The organism is Corynebacterium sp. (assembly GCF_022712195.1).
Lineage (GTDB): Bacteria > Actinomycetota > Actinomycetes > Mycobacteriales > Mycobacteriaceae > Corynebacterium.
On the sequence record NZ_JALAGY010000056.1, the window covers coordinates 1 to 10,702 of the forward strand.

The 10,702-nt window shown below is 68.9% G+C and carries 7 protein-coding genes and 1 pseudogene; 4 read left to right on the top strand and 4 right to left on the bottom strand.

The window, feature by feature from the left end:
- Positions 1-276: 276 nt before the first annotated feature.
- Positions 277-1,569, bottom strand: coding sequence for an isocitrate lyase (aceA, locus tag Q0A34_RS06850; RefSeq protein WP_291479257.1), 1,293 nt, complete (start codon positions 1,567-1,569; stop codon positions 277-279).
- A gap of 462 nt (positions 1,570-2,031) precedes the next feature.
- Between aceA and glcB the strand changes: the two genes are divergently transcribed.
- From glcB to Q0A34_RS06865, 3 genes are all read left to right on the top strand, one after another.
- Complete coding sequence (gene glcB, locus Q0A34_RS06855) at positions 2,032-4,227, top strand: malate synthase G (RefSeq protein WP_291479258.1); 2,196 nt, start codon at positions 2,032-2,034, stop codon at positions 4,225-4,227.
- A gap of 151 nt (positions 4,228-4,378) precedes the next feature.
- Positions 4,379-5,128 (top strand): HAD-IA family hydrolase, encoded by a 750-nt coding sequence (locus Q0A34_RS06860; RefSeq protein ID WP_291479259.1) that lies wholly within the window; start codon positions 4,379-4,381, stop codon positions 5,126-5,128.
- Positions 5,125-7,806 (top strand): glycosyl hydrolase family 65 protein, encoded by a 2,682-nt coding sequence (locus tag Q0A34_RS06865; RefSeq protein WP_291479260.1) that lies wholly within the window; start codon positions 5,125-5,127, stop codon positions 7,804-7,806. Before Q0A34_RS06860 ends, Q0A34_RS06865 begins: the two co-directional genes overlap by 4 nt.
- Here Q0A34_RS06865 and Q0A34_RS06870 read toward each other — a convergent pair.
- Genes Q0A34_RS06870 through Q0A34_RS06880 form a run of 3 tightly spaced genes read right to left on the bottom strand, consistent with a single transcriptional unit; the run spans position 7,769 to position 10,081 of the window.
- Complete coding sequence (locus tag Q0A34_RS06870; protein ID WP_291479261.1) at positions 7,769-8,392, bottom strand: dihydrofolate reductase family protein; 624 nt, start codon at positions 8,390-8,392, stop codon at positions 7,769-7,771. The genes Q0A34_RS06865 and Q0A34_RS06870 overlap by 38 nt on opposite strands.
- Before the next feature lie 55 nt (positions 8,393-8,447).
- Positions 8,448-9,092 carry an ABC transporter ATP-binding protein gene (locus Q0A34_RS06875; protein ID WP_291479262.1) on the bottom strand — a complete coding sequence of 215 codons (645 nt, stop codon included), beginning with the start codon at positions 9,090-9,092 and terminating at the stop codon, positions 8,448-8,450.
- Entirely contained in the window at positions 9,089-10,081 is a 993-nt protein-coding gene (locus tag Q0A34_RS06880) for an ABC transporter permease (protein WP_291479263.1), read from the bottom strand. Before Q0A34_RS06880 ends, Q0A34_RS06875 begins: the two co-directional genes overlap by 4 nt.
- 156 nt (positions 10,082-10,237) lie before the next feature.
- On the opposite strand from Q0A34_RS06880, the pseudogene Q0A34_RS06885 reads away from it, so the two are divergent.
- Positions 10,238-10,702, top strand: a pseudogene (locus tag Q0A34_RS06885) (hypothetical protein); the annotation flags it as partial.

Genomic DNA, 10,702 nt, shown 5'->3' on the forward strand with positions numbered 1-10,702 from the left:
CTTCCTGCGCGCCGAGAACGCCGCCGGCCGGGGCCGTCGGCGTGAGGGGGGGCAGGTAGGGGTGATCGCCCCCGATAAGAACCTCAAGTAACTGTGCCCTGGTCTTAGGTGACCATAATCTGCGGATGGGGTGCGACTCGTATCCCCGCCCGGGGAGGGCACCCCCGGCGGCTCCCGAGACCCCCGCGCGCACGAAAAAACCGGCCGGTCAGCATCTCTGCTGACCGGCCGGTCCGTTCCTCAGTCAGGAACCGGCGGGGCGAGCCCCGGCAGGTCCTAGAACTGGGTCTCCTCGGTGGAGCCCTTCAGGGCGGTGGTGGAGGAGTTCGGGTCCACGGTGGTGGCGACGCGGTCGAAGTAGCCGGCGCCGACCTCGCGCTGGTGCTTGACGGCGGTGAAGCCACGCTCCTCGGCGGCCTTGAACTCGCGGTTCTGCAGGTCGACGAAGGCGCTCATCTGGTTGCGGGCGTAGCCGTGGGCCAGATCGAACATGGAGTAGTTCAGGGCGTGGAAGCCGGCCAGGGTGATGAACTGGAACTTGAAGCCCATCGCGCCCAGCTCGTTCTGGAACTTGGCGATCTCGTCGTCGTCCAGGTGGGCGGACCACTTGAAGGACGGGGAGCAGTTGTAGGACAGCAGCTGGTCCGGGAACTCGGAGCGGACGCCCTCGGCGAACTTCTTGGCGAGCTCGAGGTCCGGGGTGCCGGTCTCCATCCAGATCATGTCGGCGTACGGAGCGTAGGACTTCGCACGGGCGATGCAGGGCTCGAGGCCGTTCTGGACGTAGTAGTAGCCCTCGGCGGAACGCTCACCGGTGAGGAACTTCGCGTCGCGCTCGTCGACGTCGGAGGTCATCAGGGTGGCGGCCTCGGCATCGGTACGGGCGATGACGACGGTCGGGGTGTTGGCGACGTCCGCGGCCAGGCGTGCGGAGTTCAGGGTACGGACGTGCTGCTGGGTGGGGATCAGCACCTTGCCACCGAGGTGACCGCACTTCTTCTCCGAAGCGAGCTGGTCCTCCCAGTGGGTACCGGCGGCGCCGGCCTTGATCATGGCCTTCTGCAGCTCGTAGACGTTGAGGGCGCCACCGAAGCCGGCCTCACCGTCGGCGACGATCGGGACGAGCCAGTTGTCGATGGAGTCGTCACCCTCGACGCGGGAGATCTCGTCGGCACGCAGCAGGGCGTTGTTGATGCGCGAGACCACGGCCGGAACGGAGTTGGCCGGGTACAGCGACTGGTCGGGGTAGGTGTGACCGGAGAGGTTCGCGTCACCGGCGACCTGCCAGCCGGAGAGGTAGACGGCCTTCAGGCCGGCGCGGACCTGCTGGACGGCCTGGTTACCGGTGAGGGCACCGAGGGCGTTGATGTAGCCGTCGCCCTCCTGGGTCACGGCGTCCCAGAGGATCTCGGCGCCACGGCGTGCGAGGGTGTGCTCCTCGACGACGGTGCCCTGGAGCTCGGCGACCTGCTCGGCGGTGTAATCGCGGGTGATCCCCTTCCAGCGGGGGTTCTCGTCCCAGTCCTTCTGGATTTCGGCGGCGGTACGGGCCTGTCCGACGTTCGACATGTTAAGTACTCACTCCCTTTAAGTGGTGAGAGATTGGCGGTAACGGCGCTCTACCCGGGCTGCGTGGCGGACACGGGGTCCACCGTCGGCCGGGTCGGCTGTACTTGAGGATACCGATGGAAAAGGGCACGTCAAAGGCTTCGGGTGTTCCAGGTAACACCGGGGGTAGCCGGAAATACGCTTTACCCCTGTTCTCTATATGCGGGACAAAACTTCCCACGATGTGAGCCAAAATCCCCACTTGCAGGCCGAACGTGCGATCCCCGTCACGTAAGGTTAACCTTCACAGCGATCACCGGGGCGCCGTGGCGTCTCCGAATATTCCCACCTGTGGGGGTGACGGGACTCCCCGGACCCCCGGTTGCTCGTCGTCGGTGACATGGCTCACCTAGTGTTGTCACTACAGCGACGGCCGCCCCGCCGGCGTCCGTCACGCGAGTCCCATTTACGAAGGAGCAGTCAATGACGTCAGAGTCCCAGCAGACGGAACGTGTCGCGGCAGGAGGCCTCCAGGTCTCCGCGACCCTCTACAACTTCGTGACCGACACCGTCCTGCCCCGGATCGGTGTCGACGCGGACACCTTCTGGGCCGGCTTCGGCGAGATCGTCGCAAAGCACACGCCGCGGAACCGCGAACTGCTCGCCGTCCGTGACGAGCTGCAGGCCAAGCTCGACCAGTGGTACACCGAGAACCCCGGCGTCCAGGACCCCGAGAAGTACACCGCCTTCCTCAAGGAGATCGGCTACCTCGTCGACGAGCCCGGTGACTTCGAGATCACCACCCAGAACGTCGACACGGAGATCTCCGAGACCGCCGGTCCGCAGCTGGTCGTCCCGATCCTGAACGCACGTTTCGCCCTCAACGCCGCGAACGCGCGCTGGGGTTCCCTCTACGACGCCCTCTACGGCACCGACGTGATCCCCGAGGACAACGGTGCGGAGAAGGGCAAGGGCTACAACAAGGTCCGCGGTGACAAGGTCATCGCCTGGGGCCGCGACTTCCTGGACCAGGCCGTCCCGCTGGAGTCCGGCTCCCACGCGGACGTCGAGAAGTACGACGTCTCCTCCGACCGTTTCGTCGCCGTCATCGACGGCCGGGACGTCCACCTGCAGGAGCCCGAGGTCTACGCCGGCTACGCGGGGGACAAGAACGACCCGTCCGGCATCCTGCTGCGCCACAACGGCCTGTACCTCGAGATCCAGATCGACCCGTCGCACCCGGTCGGTGCCGACGACAAGGCCGGGGTCAAGGACATCCTCATGGAGTCCGCCGTCTCCACGATCATGGACTTCGAGGACTCCGTCGCCGCCGTCGACGCCACCGACAAGACCCTCGGCTACTCCAACTGGTTCGGCCTGAACACCGGTGAGCTCAGCGTCGAGGTCGCCAAGGGCGGCAAGACCTTCACCCGTGAACTCAACGACGACCGGGTCTACACCGGCCGCGACGGCGACGAGCTGCGCCTGCACGGCCGCTCCCTGCTGTTCGTCCGCAACGTCGGGCACCTGATGCAGAACCCCGCGATCCTCGACGCCGACGGCGAGGAGATATTCGAGGGCATCATGGACGCGGTCATCACCACCGCCTGCGCCATCCCCGGCACCGACCTGGACAACCCGCGCCGCAACTCCCGCAAGGGCTCGATCTACATCGTGAAGCCGAAGCAGCACGGCCCGGACGAGGTCGCCTTCACCGGTGAGCTCTTCTCCGACGTCGAGGACCTCTTCGGCCTGCCGCGCAACACCCTCAAGGTCGGTGTCATGGACGAGGAGCGCCGCACCACCGCCAACCTCGACGCCTGCATCGCCGCGTCCTCCGAGCGCCTGGCCTTCATCAACACCGGCTTCCTCGACCGCACCGGCGACGAGATCCACACCTCCATGCTCGCCGGGCCCGTCGTCCGCAAGCCGGAGCTGCAGACCGCCGCCTGGAAGCTGGCCTACGAGGACAACAACGTCGACGCCGGCCTGGCCCACGGACTGCCCGGCAAGGCGCAGATCGGCAAGGGCATGTGGGCCAAGACCGAGCTGATGGCCGACATGATCAGGGAGAAGATCGGCCAGCCGAAGGAGGGCGCCACCACCGCGTGGGTCCCGTCGCCGACCGGCGCCAGCCTGCACGCGACCCACTACCACCTGGTCGACGTGTTCTCCGTCCAGGAGAAGCTGCTCTCCGACGGCCGTCGCGACACCCTCGGTGACATCCTCACCCTGCCCGTCCAGCCCGAGGCCGGATGGACCGAGGAGCAGATCAAGGAAGAGGTCGACAACGACTGCCAGTCGCTGCTGGGCTACGTTGTCCGCTGGGTGGAGCAGGGTGTCGGCTGCTCCAAGGTCCCCGACATCCACGACGTGGACCTGATGGAGGACCGCGCGACCCTGCGCATCAACTCCCAGATCCTGGCGAACTGGCTCAAGCACGGTGTCGTCAGCGAGGAGCAGGTGAACGACGCCCTCGAGCGCATGGCGAAGATCGTCGACGGGCAGAACGCCGGTGACCCGGAGTACCGGAACATGGCGGACGACTTCGACGCCTCCGTCGCCTTCCAGGCCGCCAAGGACCTGGTGTTCAAGGGCACCGAGAGCCCCGCCGGCTACACCGAGCCGATCCTGCACGCGCGTCGCCGCGAGTTCAAGGAGAAGAACGGCATCGCCTAGGCGGTACCTGTAGCACCCGGCAACCCCGGAGGTCGGTCCCACCGACCTCCGGGGTTGCCGCGTGCGGTGCCCGTCGAGTGCGGCGTACACCCGCCCGGCGCACTATCATTGGCCCCCTGACCCGATCGCCGAGCCGAGGAGCACGCCAAGGATGCCCGACCTGAGAACCTTCGACGCCGTCCTCTTCGACCTGGACGGTGTCATCACACCCACCGCGGACCTGCACCGCGCCGCATGGGCGGCGATGTTCACCGAGTTCCTCGGGAACCGGGGGGCCGACCCCTACACCGAGCAGGACTACTACGACCACCTCGACGGGCGCTCCCGCGACGAAGGGGTGCAGGCGCTGCTGGACTCCCGCGGTATCAGCCTGCCCCACGGGGATGCGGCGACGGCCACCGCGTCCGACGACACCGTCGTGGGGCTCGGGCTCCGCAAGAACGAGGACTTCCTGCGCGTCCTCGGGCAGGGGATCGACCCGTACCCGGGCTCGGTGGCACTGCTGGACGACCTGACAGGGGACACCGCCGGCACGGCGCCGCAGGTGGCGATCGTGAGCTCGTCGAAGAACGCCCGCCAGGTGCTCACCGCCGCCGGGCTGGTCGACCGGTTCGGGCTCATCGTCGACGGCACGGTCGCCGCTGCCGAGGGGCTTCCCGGCAAGCCGGCCCCCGACACCTACCTCTTCGCCGCCCGGTCGCTCGGGGTGGACCCGTCCCGCGCCGTCGTGGTGGAGGACGCCACGTCCGGCGTCGCCTCGGGACGCGCCGGCGACTTCGGTCTGGTGGTGGGTGTCGACCGCGGTGCGGGACGTGAGACACTGCTGGACGCCGGGGCCGACATCGTCGTGTCCGACCTGGCTGAACTGACCACCGACGAATCCGGAGACAACGCACGATGAGCGGAAACGACGCGACCGACGGCAGCGGGACGAACGGGAGCCGGCACACGGCACTGGAGAACTTCCTCGACCAACGTCGGCGGGTGGCCTCGGTGGTCAACCGGCCGATCGACACGGCGGACATGGCCGACGCCACCGAGGTGGCGGGGGTCGCCGACTCGGTGGGCGGTGCGGACGGGGAGGGGCTCTTCCCCACGGGCTACCGTGCCGACCAGCACCACCACGACACCGACCCCACCGAGGGCATCGACCGGGAGAACAACCCGGTGGACGAGTGGGGCTGGTACGAGAAGCGGCCGGAGCGCACCTCCCTCGGCCTCACGGAGAGCCATTTCGCGCTGAGCAACGGCTACCTCGGTGTGCGTGGCACCCCGCCGGAGGGCCGGGACTCCGAGGAGCACGGCACCTTCATCAACGGTGTGCACGAGACCTGGCCGATCTCCCACGCGGAGGACGCCTACGGCCTGGCGCGCGAGGGGCAGGCCATCGTGCAGGTCCCGGACGCCAAGACCGTCCGTATCTACATCGACGACGAGCCGTTGCGGCTGTCCCAGAACGAGATCGAGGACTACTCCCGCGGCATCGACTTCCGCGAGGGTGTCCTGCGGCGCAGCTTCGTCTGGCGCACCCCGTCGGGCAAGCGTGTGCGGATCACCAATGAGCGCATGGTCAGCTTCAACGAGCGCCACCTCATGGTCACCGCCACGGAGATCGAGCTGCTCGACGCGCCCGCCGCGGTCGTCGTCTCCTCCCAGATCCTCAACCGGCAGGACGGGGAGGACGAGTACTCCACGGTCATCGACCACACGGGCACCACCGCGGACGGCCCCACCGGCGTGGGGGAGGGGGCCGACCCCCGCAAGACCGAGCAGTTCAGGCAGCGGGTGTTCATCCCCACCTACCAGTCGCAGCCGGAGGACGAGCGGGTGACCCTCGGCTACCGGATCAACCGTTCCGGCATGACCGTGGCGGTCAGCATGGACCACGAGCTGCAGCTCACCGGCGCCGACGAGGACGGCGACCACGCCGTCGACGGGGTGGAGGTGCACACTGAACTGCGTGAGGACGTGGCCAGGGTGGTGTACCACATGGCGGGACGCACGGGCATGAAGCTGCGGCTGGAGAAGTTCATCTCCTACCACTCCTCCCGCCACGTCGCCGCTGACGAGCTGGCGTTCCGTTGCGCCCGTACCATCAACCGGGCCAAGGCCGTGGGCTTCCGGGCGCTCCAGGAGCAGCAGAGGGACTGGCTGGCCGGGTTCTGGGACCGCTCGGACGTGCGCATCCCGGGCCAGCCGGAGCTGCAGCAGGCTGTCCGGTGGAACATCTTCCAGCTGATCCAGGCGTCGGCCCGCGCGGAGACCCAGGGGGTGCCGGCCAAGGGGCTGACGGGGTCGGGTTACGGCGGCCACTACTTCTGGGACACGGAGATCTACGTGATGCCGTTCCTGACGTACACCAACCCCCAGTTCGCCCGGAACGCGATGCGTTTCCGCTACAAGATGCTGCCCGCCGCCCGGGAGCGTGCGCTGGAGCTGTCGCATGACGGTGTGCTGTTCCCGTGGCGCACCATCAACGGCCACGAGTCCAGTGCCTACTACGCGGCGGGGACGGCGCAGTACCACATCGACGCCGACATCAGCTACGCGTTGATGAAGTACATCTACGCCACCGGTGACACCGACTTCCTGCTGGACGAGGGTATCCACATCCTCGTCGGCACCGCCCGGTTCTTCATGTCCCTCGGGTTCTTCAACTCCTCCGGCACCCGCTTCGAGATCCACTCGGTGACCGGCCCGGACGAGTACACCACCGTGGTGAACAACAACCTGTACACCAACGTCATGGCGCAGTACAACCTCCGGGTCGCCGCGGAGGTCGTGCGTCAGATGCGGTCCGACCGGCCCGGGGCGTACCGCGACATGATCCGGCGTACGGGCCTCAGCGAGGACGAGCTCGACCTGTGGGACCGGGCGGCCGACGCCATGTACATCCCCTTCAACGAGTCCACGAGGGTCAACCCGCAGGACGACCAGTTCATGCAGCGGCAGCTGTGGACCCTCGACGACCCGGAGACCGGGCCGAAGCGCCCGCTGCTTCTGCACTACCACCCGTTGACGATCTACCGGTACCAGATCCTCAAGCAGGCGGACGTGGTCCTGGCGTTGTTCCTGCAGGGCTCGCAGTTCGACGGGGAGACCAAGCGGCGCGACTACAACTACTACGACAGGCTCACCACGGGCGACTCCTCGTTGTCCGCCGTGGTGCAGTCGATCATGGCCGCGGAACTGGGGATGCACGGCAAGGCGATGGACTTCTTCCGCCGCGGCCTGTTCATCGACCTCAACAACCTGCACGGCAACACCGCCGACGGTGTGCACATCGCGTCCTGCGGCGGGGTGTGGAGCTGCCTGGTCTACGGGTTCGGCGGTTTCCGCGACCACTACGGGCAGTTCACCGTCGATCCCCGGGTCCCGGAGGAGTGGGGTGGACTGGAGTACTCGATCACCCTGCACGGCCGGATCGTCCGGGTGGTCGTCTCCGACGGTGAGGTGACGCTGCGCACCGCCGACGACGACCCGGAAGTCGTCGGCCCGGTCACGGTGTGCGGTGAGGAGACGATGGTCGGTCCTGAGCCGGTCACCGTGTCCGGGGAGACGATGCTGCGCGCGGAGTGAGTTCCGCCGTCCGGCCGGGCGCAGGGGCGGGACGGTAGCGCTGGACGACAGCCCCGGACGGGAGGTCCCGCCGCTCCACGAGGTCCAGGGGGATGCTCACGGGCAGCCCCGACAGCAGCGTCGGCCCGCGGCCGGCGAGGACGGGGTGGACGACGAAGACGTACTCGTCGACCAGCCCCGACGCCGCCAGGGCCAGTGGAAGTGTGACGCCGCCGGTGAGCAGCCCCGTCCCCGGCTGCTCCTTGAGGTGGCGGACCGTGTCGAGCAGGTCCCGCCGCACCGGTTCACAGTTCCAGTCGACCGCCGTGTCCGCCAGTGTGCGTGACACCACGTACTTCCGTGCGCGGTCGATCGCCTCGGCGAAGGGGATGTCCCGTTCCTCCATCCACGCGGGCCACCGGCCGTCGGGCGGGCGCCGCCAGGCGGACTCCATCATCGTGTAGGTCACCCGGCCGTAGACCAGGGCGTCCGCCCGGTCGATCTCCCGGGTCCAGAACTCCATCGACTCCCGGTCGGGCGGGAGGCCTTCCTCATGGTGGCAGCACCCGTCCAGGGTGACGTTGACGGCGTAGCGCAGTGGTCTCATGTCGGTGCGCCTTTCTCCGGGACCTGCAAGCCTACGCCGCGCGCCGGGCCGCCGGTCAGCCGACCACCCGGCCGTCGCGCATCTCGACCACCCGGTCGGCGACGTCGAGCAGGCTCCGGTCGTGGGTGACCAGCACGGTGGCCAGTCCCCGCTCGGAGGTGAGTTCCCGCAGCAGCTCCACGATGCGCCGGGACAGTGCGTGGTCCAGGGCCGAGGTGGGCTCGTCGGCCAGGAGCAGCCCCGGGTCCCCGGTCAGTGCGCGGGCGATGTTGACCCGTTGGCGCTGACCGCCGGAGAGCTGGTGGGTCCTGCGGTCGCCGAGTCCTTCCAGGCCGACGCGGGTGAGCAGTCCGTCGGCGTGGCGGCGTCGTTCCCGGTTCGCCCGTGTACCGCGGATGTGGTCGGTGACCAGCAGTTGTTCCCGGACGGTGAGGGAGGCGAGCAGGTTCGGTGACTGGAACACCATGCCTGTGCCGCCGTCGGCGACGTCCACGGTGCCGGAGTCGGGGGCGGTGAGTCCGGCGGCGACGGTGAGCAGGGTGGACTTGCCGGAGCCGGACTCGCCGATGACGGCGGTCAGTTCACCGGCGCACGCGGTGAAGTCCACGTGGTCCAGGGCGGCGACGGACTGTCCGCCGTCCGGGTAGGTCACGGTGACGTCGTGCAGGGACAGGACGGTGCGGGTTGCGGTTGTCGTCATGCTGATGCTCCTAGTGCGAGGTGGGGGTCGACGGTGGCCACGCGGCGCATGGCGGCCAGGGCGCCGCACATGCCGAGCAGCAGGACGCCGGCGGGCGGCAGCAGGAGGGTCCACACGGACACGGCGAAGGGGACGGTCCCGGAGACCAGTGCGCCGAGCAGCGCGCCCAGTGCGCCTCCGGCGGCCACGCCGACTGCGAGGATCACACCGGCCTGGGCGGCGGCGTCGGTGACGACGTAGCGGGTGGTGGCGCCGAGGGCACGGAGGACGGCGATGTCGCGGGTGCGTTGGATCGTCCACACGCTGAGGAATGCCATGACGACCAGGGCGGAGATGCCGTAGAGCAGGCCCTGGATCGCCAGCAGGGAGCCCCGTTCGGACGCGTAGGCGGGCAGTGCGGCGAAGGACTCCGTCACGTCGACGGCCACGGTGCCTGTGCGGTCGGCGGCGGTGTCCCACGCGTCGTCGTCGATGTCCGCGGTGACCATGAGGACGGTGGGTGAGGAGGCCCCGGTCCGGTCCGACCAGGTGTCCAGGTCGGCCCAGACGACGGGTTGGTGGTTGAGGTGCACGGTGTCTGCGGTGCCGCCGAGGCTCTCGGGGAGCAGCAGTCCGCCGGTGACTTCCCCGCCGGGCACCGGGGTGCCGGCGGGCAGGCCCATCAGGGTGACGGACTCGGGGGTGCCGTCGACGTCGATGCGGGTGGTGGCGACGCCCAGGGGCACGACGTCGGCGTCGGGGCCCGCAGCCGCGCGCCACGCCTCCGCGTCCCGGTCGGTGACGGTGGAGGAGGTGAAGGACGGTTCGGCGGCGGCGCTGAAGACGAACCGGTCGGGGCCGAGGGCCTTCAGCGCCGAGGTGTTCCGGTCGGCCAGCCCGCCGGTGAGTCCGGTGAGCATGACCAGCAGCAGCGTGATCAGGGCGACGACCGAGGTGATCAGTGTGAATCGTCCTCTGGCCGCTGTGATGTCTCTGAGGCCCAGGTACAAGGGTGTCCTCCTGTGGAAGGGTGTGCGGGTCGTGCGGGGTTGACGGTTCCCATCCTCTGCCGCGGGCCGGGTCCGGGACATCGACCGGAGTGCTGTATTCCGGGTCAACCCTTCGGTTGATGCCGGGGCCGCGGTGGTGCATCTAGGCTCGGGGCCGTGAACCCGCGAACCTCCCTGCCTCGGATCCTCGGCACGTTGCGCATCGCCCTGCACGTGGTCTTCGCCGCGCTGTCCGCGTTCGCCCTGGTGCGGATCGTGGTGGACGGGGCCCGTTCCGTCGAGGTGCCGCGTGCCACCGCCGCGGCGGCGGTGACCGTGGTCCTTGCGGTGGTCTACCTGGCGGGCACGGTGGCGGAGAAGCGTGCCGCGGACGGCCGGACGGCAGCGTGGCCGCGGGGCGGGGATCGGCTGCGTGCGCTGGCGCCCTGGTGGCTGCTGGTGCTGCTGGTGCTGTGGGCGTCGGCGACGGCGTTGAGCCACCACGCCGTGTGGCTGCTGTTCCCGCTGTCGTTCCTGGTCCTCGCGGTGCCCGACATGTACCTGGGGCCGGCGTCCCGCGTGGTGCAGGTCGGTGTGCTGGTCCTGGCGTGGGCGGTGGGGGCCTTCGTGCCTGCGTTGACC